The sequence below is a fragment of the Dryocola mayonis genome (assembly GCF_051307045.1).
In the GTDB taxonomy this organism is placed as follows: domain Bacteria; phylum Pseudomonadota; class Gammaproteobacteria; order Enterobacterales; family Enterobacteriaceae; genus Dryocola.
Map to the genome: position 1 here is coordinate 3,645,906 of NZ_CP150452.1, position 15,580 is coordinate 3,661,485.

The window sequence follows — 15,580 nt, forward strand, 5'->3', positions numbered from 1 at the left end:
CAGACAATGGAAAAGACATATAACCCGCAAGATATCGAACAGCCGCTTTACGAGCACTGGGAACAGCAGGGCTACTTTAAGCCAAATGGCGATACCAGCCAGGAAAGCTTCTGCATCATGATCCCGCCGCCGAACGTCACCGGCAGTTTGCATATGGGTCACGCCTTCCAGCAGACGATCATGGACACCATGATTCGCTACCAGCGCATGCAGGGGAAAAATACCCTGTGGCAGGCGGGGACTGACCACGCCGGCATCGCGACCCAGATGGTCGTCGAGCGCAAAATTGCCGCCGAAGAAGGTAAAACGCGCCACGACTACGGCCGTGATGCCTTTATCGATAAAATCTGGCAGTGGAAGGCGGAGTCTGGTGGCACCATCACCCGTCAGATGCGTCGTCTTGGCAACTCCGTAGACTGGGAGCGCGAGCGCTTCACCATGGACGAAGGCCTGTCCAACGCGGTGAAAGAAGTGTTCGTGCGCCTGTACAAAGAAGATCTGATTTATCGCGGCAAACGCCTGGTAAACTGGGACCCGAAGCTGCGCACCGCTATTTCCGATCTGGAAGTGGAAAACCGCGAGTCCAAAGGCTCCATGTGGCACCTGCGCTATCCGCTGGCTGACGGCGCGCAAACCGCCGACGGCAAAGATTACCTGATTGTCGCCACCACCCGTCCGGAAACCGTGCTGGGCGATACCGGCGTGGCCGTCAACCCGGAAGATCCGCGCTACAAAGATCTTATCGGCAAGTTCGTGGTGCTGCCGCTGGTCAACCGCCGTATTCCGATCGTGGGCGACGAACACGCCGATATGGAAAAAGGCACCGGCTGCGTGAAGATCACGCCAGCCCACGACTTCAACGACTATGAAGTTGGCCGCCGCCACGCCCTGCCGATGATCAACATTCTGACCTTCGACGGCGATATCCGCGAAGCGGCCGAAGTGTTTGACACCAACGGCGAAGAATCTACCGTTTACAGCAGCGCTATTCCGGCTGAATTCCAGAAGCTGGAGCGTTTTGCCGCGCGTAAAGCCGTTGTCGCTAAGTTCGACGAGCTGGGCCCTGCTCGACGAAATCAAACCGCACGATCTGACCGTGCCTTACGGCGACCGCGGCGGCGTGGTTATCGAACCAATGCTGACCGACCAGTGGTACGTGCGTACGGCTCCGCTGGCGAAAGTGGCGGTCGAAGCCGTTGAACAGGGCGAAATTCAGTTCGTGCCTAAGCAGTACGAGAACATGTACTTCTCCTGGATGCGCGATATTCAGGACTGGTGTATCTCCCGTCAGCTGTGGTGGGGCCACCGTATCCCGGCCTGGTACGACGCCGCAGGCAACGTCTACGTTGGCCGTAACGAAGCGGAAGTGCGCGCTGAAAACAACCTCGGCGCCGAGGTTGCGCTAAACCAGGACGAAGACGTGCTGGACACCTGGTTCTCCTCCGGCCTGTGGACGTTCTCCACCCTCGGCTGGCCTGAGAACACCGAAGCGCTGCGCACCTTCCACCCGACCAGCGTAATGGTCAGCGGCTTCGACATCATCTTCTTCTGGATTGCCCGCATGATCATGCTGACCATGCACTTCATCAAGGATGAAGACGGCAAGCCGCAGGTGCCGTTTAAAACCGTCTATATGACCGGCCTTATCCGCGACGATGAAGGGCAGAAAATGTCCAAGTCCAAGGGCAACGTTATCGACCCGCTGGATATGGTTGACGGCATCTCGCTGGAAGAGCTGCTGGCTAAGCGCACCGGCAACATGATGCAGCCGCAGCTGGCCGAGAAAATCCGCAAACGCACCGAGAAGCAGTTCCCGAACGGCATCGAGCCGCACGGCACCGACGCGCTGCGCTTTACGCTGGCGGCGCTGGCCTCTACCGGCCGCGACATCAACTGGGATATGAAGCGCCTGGAAGGCTACCGCAACTTCTGCAACAAGCTGTGGAACGCCAGCCGTTTCGTGCTGATGAATACCGAAGAGCAGGACTGCGGCTTTGCAAGCGGCGAGCTGGTTCTGTCGCTGGCGGATCGCTGGATTCTGGCCGAGTTCAACCGCACCGTGAAGGCGTACCGTGAGGCGCTGGACAGCTATCGCTTTGATATCGCTGCCAACATTCTCTATGAGTTTACCTGGAACCAGTTCTGCGACTGGTATCTGGAGCTGACCAAGCCGGTAATGAACGACGGTTCTGAAGCCGAACTGCGCGGCACCCGCAATACGCTGGTGAACGTGCTGGAAGGCTTGCTGCGTCTTGCGCACCCGATCATTCCATTCATCACCGAAACCATCTGGCAGCGGGTGAAAGTGCTCAAAGGCATCAGCGAAGATACCATCATGCTCCAGCCATTCCCGGCGTATAACAGCGCTCAGGACGATGAGGGCCGCGTTTGCGGACACCGAGTGGCTGAAAGATGTGATCACCGCGGTCCGTAATATCCGTGCCGAAATGAACATCGCGCCGGGCAAGCGTCTGGAAGTGCTGCTGCGCGGCTGTAACGAAGAAGCGGTCCGTCGCGTTACCGACAACCGCTCCTTCCTGCAGAACCTGGCGCGTCTGGAAAGCATTACCATCCTGCCGGTTGATGATAAGGGTCCGGTTTCCGTGACCAAAATTATCGACGGCGCAGAGCTGCTGATCCCGATGGCGGGCCTGGTCGACAAAGCCGCTGAAATTGAGCGTCTTGCTAAAGAAGTTGCGAAGATCGAAGTCGAGATCGGCAAAATCGAAGGCAAGCTGTCCAACGAAGGCTTTGTGGCACGCGCGCCGGCAGAGGTGGTTGCGAAAGAGCGTGAACGCCTGGCGGGTTTCGCCGATGCGAAAGCGAAGCTGATTGAACAGCAGGGCGTTATCGCCGCGCTGTAGCTGAGTCGTTAAGCGTAAAAAGCCGGGAGCATTCCCGGCTTTTTTTATGGAAGGTTGAAAGATCCTCTCTTGCACCCTTTTCAAGGTAGTGCTATTAACTCGCCCTATGTGTCCCAGGAATGACGAGCCAAATGATGAACATTGCTGCTCCGGTCGATCTTGCCCTGCGCAGGATTTGCGCCCATGACAATCCCGCCATCGCCCGCGTGATCCGTGAGGTGTCCGCTGAATACGGCTTAACGGCCGACAAAGGCTACACGGTCGCGGATCCTAACCTGGACGAGCTTTATCAGCTCTACAGCAAGCCCGGCCATGCTTATTGGGTCGTGGAGCTGGAAGGGAAAGTCGTTGGCGGCGGCGGCGTCGCGCCGTTGTCCTGCAGCGAGCCGGATATCTGCGAGCTGCAGAAAATGTACTTCCTGCCGGTGGTTCGCGGCAAAGGCCTGGCGAAGCGGCTGGCGCTGCAGGCGATGGATTTTGCCCGCGAGCAGGGCTTTAAGCGCTGCTATCTGGAAACCACCGCCTTTCTGACCGAAGCTATCGCGCTGTACGAGCGCCTGGGCTTCGAGCATATTTCTCAACCCCTCGGCTGTACCGGGCACGTGGACTGCGAAGTCAGGATGCTCAAAGCGCTTTAATAGCCAGGCGGACCAGCGCAACGCTATCCGCCCGCTGGCTATTGCTCCTCAAACGACAGACGAATAATCGCGGCGGCCTTCTGCGGCGGCAACAGCATGACGTTTCGCCATAAATCCTGCACCAGATTGCAGACCACGGCTTCTTTGCCCACGGCTTTGTGCGGGTCGGCGATTAGCTGAATATCCTGTCCGTATTGTTTAACCAGCCGCTGAACGATCGGCTGGATATCCCGCCGGGCCCTGCTCGCGCTCTGCGGAAGTCACGGTATGTTTATCCGCACCAAAAGCGGAGCGCAGCATTTGCGCATCGACTTCCATACGGCGTAAATTGATTTCTCGCGGAATGATACGCACCACATTAACGCCGCCTTTCACCGCCGGGAACAGGAAACGAAAACATTCGTCATCGCTGGCTTTTTGCACCATCGCGGTCTGCTGCATATTGATTTGCATATAGGCCACTACGTTGGCGTCGGCTGCGTTCTGCAACTGCTGCATCTGGAAGGCAAGGATCCGCGGCTGAACGGCGTCGATTATCTGCTGCTCCGATTTGCCTTCTTTGTGCATCGTCAGCGCCTGCTGGCGAACGGAGGCGAAGAGCTCGGGCTGGCGTTCTTTCATCACCTGATAAACCGGCATCTTGTTGAACGCTTCGTCGAACTGGCTTTCCGGCGACAGCGCCGCGCTTTTCCCCTCGCGGGGAATGAGGTATTTCACATCAATAATGTTCCAGGCCAGGATAGCCACGACGGCAATAGCCAACGCGCCGACTTTACCAAGCCTGCCTTTTTTACGGGCAACGCCCACTACCGCCGCAATCACCGCGCCGACATAGCCTGCAAGAATGACGTGAGTCCAGTTCATTAAATGTCCTTGTTAATCAGGGTCAGGTACGCCGCTATGGAAGCGAAGTTCGCTATCCGGTCTGGAGATTAGCGCCGCCTCTGCTTCACCAAAAAAGCGCACCCGGTCGCTGATATCGCCACCGGCAATGCGCTCTGCCAGAGCCAGATAGTCCTGATAATGCCGGGCTTCTGAACGCAGCAGGGACAAATAAAACTTCTGCAACTCGCAGTCCAGATGCGGCGCCAGGGCCGCAAAACGCTCGCATGAACGCGCTTCGATATAGGCGCCGCAGATAAGCTTATCCACCAGCATCACGGGTTCGTGCGTGCGTACCTCGCTCAGCAAACCTTTAGCATAGCGGCTGGCGGTGATTTTCACGTAGGGAATATCACGGGCGATCATTAGCTCGCGCACCTGCCAGAAGTGGTGCAGCTCTTCTTTGATAAGCAAAACCATGCTGTCGATAAGCGCCTGGCCCCATGCCGTGCGCGTTTTGGGCATTACGCTTTTGCTAAGCCCTTTATGCAGGCTGATGAAATCCGGCTCTTCGCCTTCACGGAAGGTAAAATCCTCGTAGGGTTTTAGCCAGTCGAGCAGCGCCTGGGCGCTGGACCTATCGGCGACGTATTTGCGGATCAGCAGCATGGCCGTCTGCGCGGCTTTAAGTTCGCAAACCATATGATCGGTAAGCAGCAAAGGCAGATGCTCAGGCCTGCGGGCTTTGGCAATCCACGCCTCGGGCGTCGGGCAGTGCAGGAAATTAAGAACCGGGGAAAGCAGCTCGGGGTAATTCATGTTTATATTCGTAGCCAGGTGAAATGCAGCGGCGGGGAGCCGCTGCACGTAAGGACTTAGTGACGCACGCCGTCGTCGTCTTCGTCCACAAAATCTTCTTCGTCGCCCTCTTCGCCCTCTTCGCCGTTCGGGTCTTCGTAGTAGGTGCCCCAGCCGTCGTACTCCACGCCAAACTTCTCGGCGAGGTTCAGCAGCTGTTCAACCTGCTCGTCCAGCAGTTCAGCCTTCAGGGCGCATTCGCTCAGCACGTCGCAGCAGATGACGGTATCGCCCTCTTCCACTTCAAGCTCTTCCGGGTCGGTCACTTCATAACCCATTTTGAACGCTTCCACCGCTGCTTTTTCCAGGGTTTCAAAGTCGTCTGCAGAAAGGTGATGTTCGATGGTGTACAGCGCGTCCGGATCGCTGCCATCTTCCAGTAATTCTTCAATAATCAAACGCGTTTCTTCGCGTTGCTCTTCCAGCAGTTCTGGATTTGCCATGGCCCTTTCCTCAATGTGTCGGCAGATACTTCTATTTTCACACACGCATCGGTTTGCCTCCACCTTTCCCGCTAAAGATTTGCGGCCTGGGGGTTGCAAATGAATATTCATACATATAAATTGAATTTTAATTCAATAAGTGGCCTGAGCCATGTGAGGAAAAGATGAGTCACTTTTATCAAAAGCACTTTCTTAAATTACTGGATTTTACCCCTGCACAACTCAATGAATTATTAGCCCTTTCCGCAAAGCTGAAAGCCGATAAGAAAAAAGGTTGTGAAACTCAGCAGCTTACCGGGAAAAATATTGCGCTCATCTTCGAAAAAGACTCAACCCGCACCCGATGCTCTTTCGAAGTTGCCGCTTATGACCAGGGCGCTCGCGTCACCTGGCTCGGCCCAAGCGGCAGCCAAATCGGGCATAAAGAATCAATTAAAGATACCGCACGCGTGCTGGGCAGAATGTACGACGGCATTCAGTATCGCGGTTACGGCCAGGAAATCGTCGAAACCCTCGCGCAATTTGCCGGCGTGCCGGTATGGAATGGCCTGACGAACGAGTTCCACCCCACGCAGCTGCTGGCCGATCTGCTGACCATGCAGGAACATCTGCCCGGCAAATCCTTCCGCGAGATGACGCTGGTCTACACCGGCGATGCGCGTAACAACATGGGCAACACCATGCTGGAAGCCGCCGCGTTGACCGGCCTCGATCTGCGCCTTGTCGCGCCAAAAGCCTGCTGGCCGGATGAAAAGCTGGTCGCCGAATGCCGGTCGCTGGCCGAACAAACCGGCGGCAAAATCACCCTCACCGAAGATGTCGCAAGCGGCGTGAAAGGCGCAGACTTCATCTATACCGACGTGTGGCTATCCATGGGCGAAGCCAAAGAGAAATGGGCTGAGCGTATCAGCCTGCTGCGCCCCTATCAGGTAAACGGCGCCATGCTCGCTCTGACAGGCAACCCGCAGGTCAAATTCCTGCATTGTCTGCCGGCGTTCCACGACGACCAGACGACGCTGGGTAAGCAAATGGCCGAACAGCATGGTCTGCGCGGCGGGATGGAGGTTACCGATGAGGTGTTTGAGTCCGCGGCCAGTATCGTCTTTGACCAGGCGGAAAACCGCATGCACACCATCAAAGCGGTAATGGTCGCCACGCTGGTACAATAATTCTCCTTTACTCTGACCCTCTCCTTTTCAGGGAGAGGGTCAGGGAATGCCGGTTACTCAAGCAGCAACTTCACCACCACCTTACGCACGGTTTCCGGCTTGCCCACCGCGCATAACGGCTTATGCACCTCCCCCGGGTAGAACACCACAAAATCTCCTTCGCTTAACACAACGGTTTTTTCCTGCTCGCCTTCCGCCAGGAACGCAATGTCTTTGTCCGCCAGCCTGTCGGTGTCCGGTTTACCCGCGGGCAGGCAGCTGAAGGTCATACCTTCCTGGCCGCGCATGACGATCTGAATATCCAGATAGCGCTGGTGGAACTCGGCCTGACGCTCGGCCAGCGGCTGGGTGGAATCTTCAGAAACCAGCATAAACAGGCGGTTGCCGTCTATGTCATGTTTGCCCAGGGGCGTTTGCGCAGTGACGTGCTGCTTGACGTGTTCAATCGCCTGGCGCAGCGGTTCAGGAAGCCAGTTTTGCAAAGAGTGGATGTTGCCGATGATCATGATGCTCAGTCCCATTTTGAAACGATGTTTTATAAATTAATTTATACGAGACTTCGCTTTTTATCGCTACGGCTTTTTCACCAAAACCTGTGCTAACGCATGTTTATTGCAGAAGATGTTACAGATCTGCTGCGGGCGAGAAGTTTTTATGCAGCAAAAGAGCATAAAACAGATTTTTACCGGCCCAACAACTTATCTAAATGACTGTTTTAAAATATTTTTTATAGAAAACCAATCCTCCCTCACATTTTGCGTTCGCTAATTTAACGCAAATTAAATCATAATTATTTGCCGTATATTTTTCTGCGGGCAATGAAAGTCCCCCGGACTTGCATATCTATGCATTTATTTTAAAAATAACGTTATTTTTCAATAAATTATAAAAATCACCTTTTTGCATAAAATAACAAACGCATAACAAGCATAAGATAGAAAAAATTATATCGCGCTTAATTATTCATCCTTTCCCTCAGGCTTATTTACTCTTCCCTGACCGTCATCAATTAATTAACAGAGAAGCTTAAAGCCGCTTGAATACGTGATAAACCTCACATTAAATAGCCTCAGGGAAATTAAGATACGCCCCGAAGACATCAGATAAATTTATTTCAGCCGCGGAGCAAAAATATTTTGCGCCACAGGCTTCCTCATCTCCTGATTAATATAAAGGAAGAGTCATGGACAAACATTATGTCGGTTCCGAAATTGGACAATTGCGCAGCGTTATGCTGCATCGCCCCAATCTCAGCCTGAAAAGACTGACCCCTTCTAATTGCCAGGAGCTTTTATTTGATGACGTTTTATCGGTAGAGCGCGCGGGAGAAGAACACGATATTTTCGCTAATACCTTGCGTGGCGAAGGGGTGGAAGTTTTATTGTTAACTGACTTACTCACCCAAACCTTAGATATCAGCGATGCCAAAGCCTGGCTGCTGGATACGCAGATTTCCGACTACCGCCTGGGGCCGGCTTTCGCCTCTGATATCCGCGGCTGGCTGGCCGATATGCCGCACCGCGAGCTTGCCCGTCGCCTCAGCGGCGGCCTGACCTACGGGGAAATACCGGCCTATATTCACAATATGGTCGTCGATACCCATCAGGCGACCGATTTTATTATGAAGCCGCTGCCAAACCATTTATTCACCCGCGACACTTCGTGCTGGATTTATAACGGCGTATCCATTAACCCGATGGCGAAAGCCGCCCGCCAGCGTGAAACAAATAACCTGCGCGCTATTTATCGCTGGCATCCGGCGTTTACCGACGGCGGCTTTATTAAATATTACGGCGACGACAATATTAATTATGACCATGCCACCTTAGAAGGCGGCGACGTTTTAGTTATCGGACGCGGGGCGGTTTTAATCGGCATGTCGGAACGCACCACGCCGCAGGGCGTGGAATTCCTTGCGGAATCCTTATTCAAACATCAGCAGGCGACCCGCGTTATCGCCGTGGAGCTGCCGAAACATCGCTCCTGCATGCACCTCGATACGGTCATGACGCATATCGATATCGACACCTTCTCCGTCTACCCGGAAGTGGTACGCAAAGACGCCCAGTGCTGGACGCTTACCCCGGACGGGCGCGGCGGCATCAAACGCCATCAGGAACCGCATCTGCTGCACGCCATTGAGCTGGCGCTGGGCATCGATCAGGTGCGCTTAATCACCACCGGCGGCGACGCCTTCGAAGCGGAACGCGAACAGTGGAACGACGCCAACAACGTGCTGACCGTCCGCCCGGGCGTGGTTATCGGCTATGAACGCAACATCTGGACCAACGAAAAATACGACAAGGCGGGCATCACCGTATTACCGATTCCGGGCGATGAATTAGGCCGCGGCCGCGGCGGCGCCCGCTGCATGAGCTGCCCGCTGGAACGTGACGGCATTTAAGGCAAGGAGAGAAAAAATGGAACACAAACCAACCCTGGTCGTAGCGCTTGGCGGCAACGCGCTGCTGAAAAGGGGCGAGCCGCTGGAAGCCGAAATCCAGCGTAAAAATATCGATCTGGCGGCTAAGACCATCGCTCAGCTGACCGCCAGCTGGCGTGTAGTGCTGGTTCACGGCAACGGGCCGCAGGTAGGGCTGCTGGCGTTACAAAACAGCGCCTATCAGAAGGTCGCCCCCTATCCGCTCGATATTCTCGGCGCGGAAAGCCAGGGAATGATCGGCTACATGCTGCAGCAATCGCTGAAAAACCACCTGCCGGCCAGGGAAGTCAGCGTGCTGCTGACCCAGGTGGAAGTGGATGCCGGAGATCCGGCGTTTCGCAACCCTACCAAGTACATCGGCCCGGTGTACGACCAGGCGCAGGCCGATACCCTGGCCGCTGAAAAAGGCTGGTCGATAAAAGCGGACGGCCCGTATTTCCGCCGCGTGGTGCCCTCTCCGCAGCCGAAACGGATTGTGGAAAGCGATGCGATTACGGCGCTTATCCAGCGCGATCATCTGGTGATTTGCAACGGCGGCGGCGGCGTGCCGGTCGTGGAGAGAGCCGACGGCTATCACGGCATTGAGGCGGTCATCGACAAGGATCTCTCCGCCGCGCTGCTGGCGCGCCAGATTGAAGCGGACGCGCTGTTAATTCTGACCGATGCCGACGCGGTGTATCTCGACTGGGGCACGGCAACGCAGCGCCCGATTACCCACATCACGCCGCAAGAGCTGGACGGCATGGCGTTTGACGCAGGCTCTATGGGGCCGAAGGTTTCCGCCTGCAGCAGGTTTGTCGCCCAGTGCCACGGCATTGCAGGCATTGGCGCGCTGGCGGACGGCCCGGCCATTCTGGCAGGCGAGAAAGGCACGCTGATTCGGGAATAAGCGTTGAAAAAAGCCGGGTAGCGCAGCGCTGCCCGACCTGCAGAAATCGCATCGCAGGGTGGATAAGCAAAAGCGCCACCCTCCAGGAAATTTAAAAGGATAACGAAAATGACCATCAGCTTAAAAAACCGCAACTTCCTGAAACTGCTGGACTTCAAGCCCGCGGAAATTCAGTACCTGATTGACCTCGCCCGTGAGCTGAAAGCGGCGAAAAAAGCCGGCAGGGAAAAGAAAACCCTGGTCGGTAAAAACATCGCGCTGATTTTCGAAAAAACCTCCACCCGCACGCGCTGCGCCTTCGAAGTGGGCGCTTTCGATCAGGGCGCGCAGGTCACCTACCTCGGCCCAAGCGGCTCGCAGATTGGCCACAAGGAATCCATGAAGGATACCGCCCGCGTGCTGGGCCGCATGTATGACGGCATCGAATACCGCGGCTACGGCCAGGCAATCGTGGAAGAGCTGGGCGAATTCGCAGGCGTGCCCGTGTGGAACGGGCTGACCAACGAGTTCCACCCAACGCAAATCCTCGCCGACCTGATGACCATGCTGGAGCACGCGCCGGACAAAACGCTGCCGGAGATCGCCTTCGCCTATCTGGGCGACGCCCGCAACAACATGGGCAACTCCCTGATGGTGGGCGCGGCGAAAATGGGGATGGATATCCGTCTTGTCGCCCCGAAAGCGTTCTGGCCTGAGCCTGCGCTGGTGGAGCAATGCCGCGAGATTGCGCAAGAAACCGGCGGCCGCATCATGCTGACCGACAGCGTGGAAGAAGGCGTGGCGGGCGTTGATTTCCTCTACACCGACGTTTGGGTGTCGATGGGCGAACCCAAAGAGGGCCTGGGCGGAGCGCGTGAGCATCATGACCCCGTATCAGGTTAACCAGAAGGTGCTCAACGCCACCGGCAATCCGGCCGTGAAATTTATGCACTGCCTGCCCGCATTCCATAACGAGCACACCAAAGTCGGTAAAGAGATCGAAGAGGAATACGGCCTGAAAGGGCTGGAGGTGACGGAGGAGGTCTTCGAATCCCCGCATTCCATCGTCTTCGACGAAGCCGAAAACCGCATGCATACCATCAAAGCCGTGATGGTTGCCACGCTCGGAGAGTAACTTCCTCCGGCGGCGGGGATAGCCTCGCCGCCGGATATGCATTCGTGCGGCAAAGCGCCGCGGGAGGAAAGGAAAATGGCCGATGTTACCCACGGGGATGTCAGCGCGACATCCGCAACAGCAGAAAAAAAATTAGGGCTCAGCGCGCTGGTCGCGCTGGTTATTGGCTCCATGATTGGCGGCGGCGTGTTCAGCCTGCCGCAAAACTTTGGCTCCGTTGCCTCACCCGGCGCGTTACTGATCGGCTGGGTGATCACCGGCGTCGGCATGCTTTGTCTGGCTTTTATTTACCAAAATCTCAGCTCCCGCTGTCCTGAACTTGAAGGCGGCGTCTACAGCTACGCCCGCGCAGGCTTTGGCGATTTTATCGGTTTTCAGTCGGCCTGGGGCTACTGGTTCTCCGCCTGGCTTGGCAACGTCTCTTACGCCGTGCTGCTGTTCAGCGCGATGAGCTTTTTCATCCCGGTATTCGGCGACGGCAACAACCTGCCCTCGATAATCGGCGCTTCCGTAGTGCTGTGGCTGGTTCACGCCCTGGTGCTGCGCGGCGTACGGGAAGCGGCTTATATCAACACCATCCTCACCGTGGTGAAGGTCGTTATCCTGCTGGTGTTTATCGTCGCCGTGCTGATCGCGTTTCGTCTCGGCGTGTTCACCGCCGATTTCTGGGGGCGCATGATGATCGTCGGCGGCCAGGAGCCGGCGCTGTTCGATCAGGTGAAAAACACCATGCTGGTCACCACCTGGGTGTTTATCGGCATCGAAGGGGCGACGGTGGTTTCTGCCCGCGCGGCAAACCGCAGCGATATCGGTAAAGCAACCGTCATCGGTCTGCTGGGCGCGCTGGCGATTTATGTGCTGGTGAGCGTGCTGTCGATGGGTATTTTGGATCAGGCCTCACTTGCCGGCCTTAAAAATCCTTCGATGGCCGGCGTGCTGGAAAACGTGGTGGGTCCGTGGGGCGCGAAATTCGTCGCCGGCGGCGTCATTCTGTCCGTGGCCGGCGCCCTGCTTGCCTGGACGTTGTTCGCCGCAGAATTACCGCGCGTTGCCGCGCTAGACGGCATCTTTCCGAAGGTGTTCGCCAAAGAAAACGCCCGCCATTCCCCGTCATTTTCACTGTGGATAACCAACGGCTTAATCCAGCTGTTTCTGATCCTGACGCTGTTCTATGAGGCAGGCTATCAGGCGCTGTTCTCCATCGCTACCGCCGCCATCCTGCCGCCGTACCTGTTCAGCGCCGCTTACGGCCTGAAGCTTGCCTGGACGGGCGAACGTTATGCCGAAGGCGAATCGCGCACGGGCGGCATCGTGCTTGGCGTTATCGCTACGGTGTACGGATTCTGGCTTTGCTACGCCGCCGGAGATTCCATGCTGCTCAGCTCTCTGCTGTTTACCCCAGGGCTTGCGGTCTTCCTGTGGCAGAAAAAACAGCAGGGGGAAACATTACTGAAAAGCTATGAATGGACGCTCGTGGCGGCTTTACTGCTGCTGGCGGCCTGGACGTTAAAACTGGTCTTTGCCGGCGCAATACAGATTGCTTAAGAGATTAACGCCCCTTTCGGGGCGTTAAATGCTGAAAGATACGTGATTCATAATATTTTTAATTACTAATGCTGGCAAAGTCAGATCTATCAAACAGTTTAAATCTATAAGTGGCGTAAATTAATCACCTATAAAAATCATGGAATGGTGAATATGATGAGGATCTCCCGCACGTCATCAGAAAAAGAGCAAAGCCAGCTTACGCTGTGCCAACGGCTTATCGTCCATAAAAGCTATCACTCCCAGGAAGAGCTGCGTCGCGACATGCAGCGCCACGGCTTTGAGGCCATCAGCCAGTCGACGATTTCGCGGCTGCTGAAGCTGCTTGGGGTGATTAAAATGCGCAACGCGAAAGGGCAAAAAATCTACGCGCTAAACCCGCAGGAACAGCCGGAGCCGGACGCCGCGCGCTCGGTGGCGGAGATGGTGATTAGCGTCGAGCATAATACGGAGTTTATTATGATTCACGCCGTCGCGGGCTACGGTCGCGCCGTGGCAAAAATTCTTGATTACCGCGCCCTGCCGGAAATTTTAGGCGTAGTGGCGGGCAGCAGCGTGGTGTGGATCGCGCCGCGCGAGGTGCAAAAAACCCCTCAGGTCTATCGCCGCATTATGCAAACGCTGGGGCTGCATTAGTCTTCATCGCAACCGTTTGCCTGTGGATATAAAAGTGTGAGATTGCCCCTTGCGATGTAAATCCACGCGCGTATAATGCGCCACAATTTGCCGGGAGGAAGCATGGTCAAGTGTGTTCAAAAAATTGTCACACCTCGTCGTCTGCAGGACGGCGCGACGCCGTTTTTCTTTCCGCTGCATCAACCAATTTCAAAGGCCCCTCATTGAGGGGCTTTTTTTTGCCCGCCGCACGAGAACAGGAGATAAGCATGGCTAACCCGCTGTATCAAAAACATATCATTTCCATAAACGATCTCAGCCGTGAAGAGCTTGAACTGGTACTGGCCACCGCCGCGCAACTGAAGGCGAACCCGCAGCCGGAACTGTTAAAGCACAAGGTTATCGCCAGCTGTTTCTTCGAGGCCTCCACGCGCACCCGCCTCTCGTTCGAAACCTCCATTCACCGTCTGGGCGCGTCCGTTGTCGGCTTCTCCGACAGCAGCAACACCTCGCTGGGTAAAAAAGGCGAAACCCTGGCGGACACCATTTCGGTGATTAGCACCTACGTCGACGCCATTGTGATGCGCCACCCGCAGGAAGGCGCGGCGCGTCTGGCCACCGAGTTTTCCGGCAATATCCCTATCCTGAATGCCGGCGACGGCGCGAACCAGCACCCGACCCAGACGCTGCTCGACCTGTTCACTATCCAGGAAACCCAGGGCCGGCTGGAAAACCTGAACATCGCGATGGTCGGCGATCTGAAATACGGCCGCACCGTGCACTCTTTAGCGCAGGCGCTGGCGAAGTTTACCGGCAACCGCTTCTACTTTATCGCTCCACACGCGCTGGCGATGCCTAAGTACATCCTCGATATGCTCGATGAGAAAGGCATCGAGTGGAGCTGCCACGAGGCCATCGACGACGTGGTGAGCGAGCTGGATATTCTGTACATGACCCGCGTGCAAAAAGAGCGTCTCGACCCGTCTGAATACGCCAACGTGAAGGCGCAGTTCGTGCTGCGCGCCGCCGACCTTGCGGGCGCCCGTGAAAATATGAAAGTCCTGCACCCGCTGCCGCGCGTGGATGAGATCACCACCGACGTGGATAAAACGCCTCACGCCTGGTATTTCCAGCAGGCAGGCAACGGCATTTTTGCTCGCCAGGCGCTGCTGGCACTGGTTTTGAATCGCGAACTGGCTTAAGTGAGAGGAAAAGAGATGACCCAGGATAATAAATTACAGGTTGAAGCTATCAAACGCGGCACGGTTATCGACCATATCCCGGCGCAGGTAGGCTTTAAGCTGCTGACGCTGTTCCAACTGACCGAAACCGAACAGCGCATTACCATCGGCCTGAACCTGCCTTCCCGCGAGCAGGGGCCGCAAGGATCTGATTAAGATTGAGAACACCTTCCTGACCGACGAGCAGGTAAACCAGCTGGCGCTGTACGCGCCGCACGCCACGGTTAACCGCATCGACGAGTATGAGGTGGTCGGCAAAAGCCGCCCTGCGCTGCCGGAACGCATCGAAAAAGTGCTGATCTGCCCGAACAGCAACTGCATCAGCCGCAGCGAGCCGGTTTCCTCCTCCTTCGCGGTGAAAAAGCGCGGCGAAGACATCAGCCTGAAGTGTAAATACTGCGAGAAAGAGTTCGCTCATCATGTGGTGCTGGCGGATTAATCGCTGCCGCTAATGACAACCAGGCTCCCTTCCCTATAATGGGCGGGAGCTTTGTAACCCATTTTTGAGGAAGAAAAATGTCTCGTACTATCAGCACCGAAAACGCACCGGCCGCCATCGGCCCCTATGTTCAGGGCGTCGATCTGGGCAGCATGATCATCACTTCCGGGCAGATCCCGGTCGATCCGAAAACCGGCAGCGTGCCGGAAGACGTGGCCGCCCAGGCGCGCCAGTCTCTGGAAAACGTGCAGGCTATCGTTGAAGCGGCCGGCCTGAAGGTTGGCGATATCGTAAAAACCACGGTATTCGTTAAGGACCTTAACGACTTCGCCACCGTAAACGCTACCTACGAAGCCTTCTTCACCGAGCACAAAGCGACTTTCCCGGCGCGTTCCTGCGTGGAGGTAGCCCGCCTGCCGAAAGACGTAAAAATTGAAATTGAAGCGATCGCTATTCGCCGCTAATTTCCTTCAGGCGAAAAATAAAGGCCGCTTACGCGG

14 protein-coding genes and 3 pseudogenes are annotated in these 15,580 nt (G+C 56.0%); 13 read left to right on the forward strand and 4 right to left on the reverse strand.

The window, feature by feature from the left end; genetic code table 11:
- Positions 1 to 6: 6 nt before the first annotated feature.
- Together WLO32_RS17630 and WLO32_RS17635 are read left to right on the forward strand one after the other, a co-directional pair.
- A pseudogene (locus WLO32_RS17630) lies at positions 7 to 2,864 on the forward strand (valine--tRNA ligase).
- A 131-nt stretch (positions 2,865 to 2,995) separates the two neighbouring features.
- The gene (locus WLO32_RS17635) at positions 2,996 to 3,502 is read left to right on the forward strand and encodes a GNAT family N-acetyltransferase (RefSeq protein ID WP_435946316.1); all 507 of its coding nucleotides are present in this window, start codon (positions 2,996 to 2,998) and stop codon (positions 3,500 to 3,502) included.
- Between the two features lie 198 nt (positions 3,503 to 3,700).
- On the opposite strand, the gene WLO32_RS17640 is transcribed toward WLO32_RS17635, so the two are convergent.
- Genes WLO32_RS17640 through rraB form a run of 3 tightly spaced genes read right to left on the reverse strand, consistent with a single transcriptional unit; the run spans position 3,701 to position 5,625 of the window.
- Positions 3,701 to 4,366, reverse strand: a complete 666-nt coding sequence (locus tag WLO32_RS17640) for a topoisomerase II (protein ID WP_435946317.1) — start codon at positions 4,364 to 4,366, stop codon at positions 3,701 to 3,703.
- Positions 4,367 to 4,378: 12 nt separating this feature from the next.
- The gene (miaE, locus tag WLO32_RS17645; RefSeq protein ID WP_435946319.1) at positions 4,379 to 5,143 is read right to left on the reverse strand and encodes a tRNA isopentenyl-2-thiomethyl-A-37 hydroxylase MiaE; all 765 of its coding nucleotides are present in this window, start codon (positions 5,141 to 5,143) and stop codon (positions 4,379 to 4,381) included.
- Between the two features lie 56 nt (positions 5,144 to 5,199).
- Positions 5,200 to 5,625, reverse strand: a complete 426-nt coding sequence (rraB, locus tag WLO32_RS17650; RefSeq protein WP_271123899.1) for a ribonuclease E inhibitor RraB — start codon at positions 5,623 to 5,625, stop codon at positions 5,200 to 5,202.
- Between the two features lie 99 nt (positions 5,626 to 5,724).
- On the opposite strand from rraB, the gene argL reads away from it, so the two are divergent.
- Together argL and argF (WLO32_RS17660) are read left to right on the forward strand one after the other, a co-directional pair.
- On the forward strand, positions 5,725 to 5,793 hold the full coding sequence (argL, locus tag WLO32_RS17655; RefSeq protein WP_435948333.1) for a putative translational regulatory protein ArgL: 69 nt from the start codon (positions 5,725 to 5,727) through the stop codon (positions 5,791 to 5,793).
- Positions 5,790 to 6,794: an ornithine carbamoyltransferase gene (argF, locus tag WLO32_RS17660; protein ID WP_435946321.1), complete on the forward strand. Its 1,005-nt coding sequence runs from the start codon at positions 5,790 to 5,792 to the stop codon at positions 6,792 to 6,794. The genes argL and argF (WLO32_RS17660) overlap by 4 nt, the downstream gene beginning before the upstream one ends.
- Positions 6,795 to 6,847: 53 nt before the next feature.
- On the opposite strand, the gene WLO32_RS17665 is transcribed toward argF (WLO32_RS17660), so the two are convergent.
- Positions 6,848 to 7,300 (reverse strand): YhcH/YjgK/YiaL family protein, encoded by a 453-nt coding sequence (locus WLO32_RS17665; RefSeq protein ID WP_435948334.1) that lies wholly within the window; start codon positions 7,298 to 7,300, stop codon positions 6,848 to 6,850.
- Positions 7,301 to 7,977: 677 nt separating this feature from the next.
- Here WLO32_RS17665 and arcA point away from each other — a divergent pair.
- From arcA to ridA, 9 genes and pseudogenes are all read left to right on the forward strand, one after another.
- Positions 7,978 to 9,198 (forward strand): arginine deiminase, encoded by a 1,221-nt coding sequence (arcA, locus tag WLO32_RS17670; RefSeq protein WP_435946322.1) that lies wholly within the window; start codon positions 7,978 to 7,980, stop codon positions 9,196 to 9,198.
- Between the two features lie 16 nt (positions 9,199 to 9,214).
- Positions 9,215 to 10,126 (forward strand): carbamate kinase, encoded by a 912-nt coding sequence (locus WLO32_RS17675; RefSeq protein ID WP_435946323.1) that lies wholly within the window; start codon positions 9,215 to 9,217, stop codon positions 10,124 to 10,126.
- 108 nt (positions 10,127 to 10,234) lie between these two features.
- Positions 10,235 to 11,240, forward strand: a pseudogene (gene argF, locus WLO32_RS17680) (ornithine carbamoyltransferase).
- 75 nt (positions 11,241 to 11,315) lie between these two features.
- Positions 11,316 to 12,785, forward strand: coding sequence for an arginine-ornithine antiporter (arcD, locus tag WLO32_RS17685; protein ID WP_435946324.1), 1,470 nt, complete (start codon positions 11,316 to 11,318; stop codon positions 12,783 to 12,785).
- Between the two features lie 156 nt (positions 12,786 to 12,941).
- Positions 12,942 to 13,421, forward strand: a complete 480-nt coding sequence (locus WLO32_RS17690) for an arginine repressor (protein WP_435948335.1) — start codon at positions 12,942 to 12,944, stop codon at positions 13,419 to 13,421.
- Between the two features lie 102 nt (positions 13,422 to 13,523).
- Entirely contained in the window at positions 13,524 to 13,628 is a 105-nt protein-coding gene (locus WLO32_RS17695; RefSeq protein WP_435946325.1) for a pyrBI operon leader peptide, read from the forward strand.
- A gap of 41 nt (positions 13,629 to 13,669) precedes the next feature.
- Positions 13,670 to 14,602 (forward strand): aspartate carbamoyltransferase, encoded by a 933-nt coding sequence (pyrB, locus tag WLO32_RS17700; protein WP_435946327.1) that lies wholly within the window; start codon positions 13,670 to 13,672, stop codon positions 14,600 to 14,602.
- Between the two features lie 15 nt (positions 14,603 to 14,617).
- A pseudogene (gene pyrI, locus WLO32_RS17705) lies at positions 14,618 to 15,080 on the forward strand (aspartate carbamoyltransferase regulatory subunit).
- Between the two features lie 77 nt (positions 15,081 to 15,157).
- Complete coding sequence (gene ridA, locus WLO32_RS17710; protein WP_121267691.1) at positions 15,158 to 15,544, forward strand: 2-iminobutanoate/2-iminopropanoate deaminase; 387 nt, start codon at positions 15,158 to 15,160, stop codon at positions 15,542 to 15,544.
- Positions 15,545 to 15,580: the final 36 nt, after the last annotated feature.

Bases quoted from the DNA above. Each gene is read 5' to 3' on its own strand.
- WLO32_RS17635 (WP_435946316.1), top strand. From the start codon at position 2,996: ATGATGAACATTGCTGCTCCGGTCGATCTTGCCCTGCGCAGGATTTGC.
- WLO32_RS17640 (WP_435946317.1), bottom strand. From the start codon at position 4,366: ATGAACTGGACTCACGTCATTCTTGCAGGCTATGTCGGCGCGGTGATT.
- miaE (WP_435946319.1), bottom strand. From the start codon at position 5,143: ATGAATTACCCCGAGCTGCTTTCCCCGGTTCTTAATTTCCTGCACTGC.
- rraB (WP_271123899.1), bottom strand. From the start codon at position 5,625: ATGGCAAATCCAGAACTGCTGGAAGAGCAACGCGAAGAAACGCGTTTG.
- argF (WP_435946321.1), top strand. From the start codon at position 5,790: ATGAGTCACTTTTATCAAAAGCACTTTCTTAAATTACTGGATTTTACC.
- WLO32_RS17665 (WP_435948334.1), bottom strand. From the start codon at position 7,300: ATGATCATCGGCAACATCCACTCTTTGCAAAACTGGCTTCCTGAACCG.
- arcA (WP_435946322.1), top strand. From the start codon at position 7,978: ATGGACAAACATTATGTCGGTTCCGAAATTGGACAATTGCGCAGCGTT.
- WLO32_RS17675 (WP_435946323.1), top strand. From the start codon at position 9,215: ATGGAACACAAACCAACCCTGGTCGTAGCGCTTGGCGGCAACGCGCTG.
- arcD (WP_435946324.1), top strand. From the start codon at position 11,316: ATGGCCGATGTTACCCACGGGGATGTCAGCGCGACATCCGCAACAGCA.
- WLO32_RS17690 (WP_435948335.1), top strand. From the start codon at position 12,942: ATGAGGATCTCCCGCACGTCATCAGAAAAAGAGCAAAGCCAGCTTACG.
- WLO32_RS17695 (WP_435946325.1), top strand. From the start codon at position 13,524: ATGGTCAAGTGTGTTCAAAAAATTGTCACACCTCGTCGTCTGCAGGAC.
- pyrB (WP_435946327.1), top strand. From the start codon at position 13,670: ATGGCTAACCCGCTGTATCAAAAACATATCATTTCCATAAACGATCTC.
- ridA (WP_121267691.1), top strand. From the start codon at position 15,158: ATGTCTCGTACTATCAGCACCGAAAACGCACCGGCCGCCATCGGCCCC.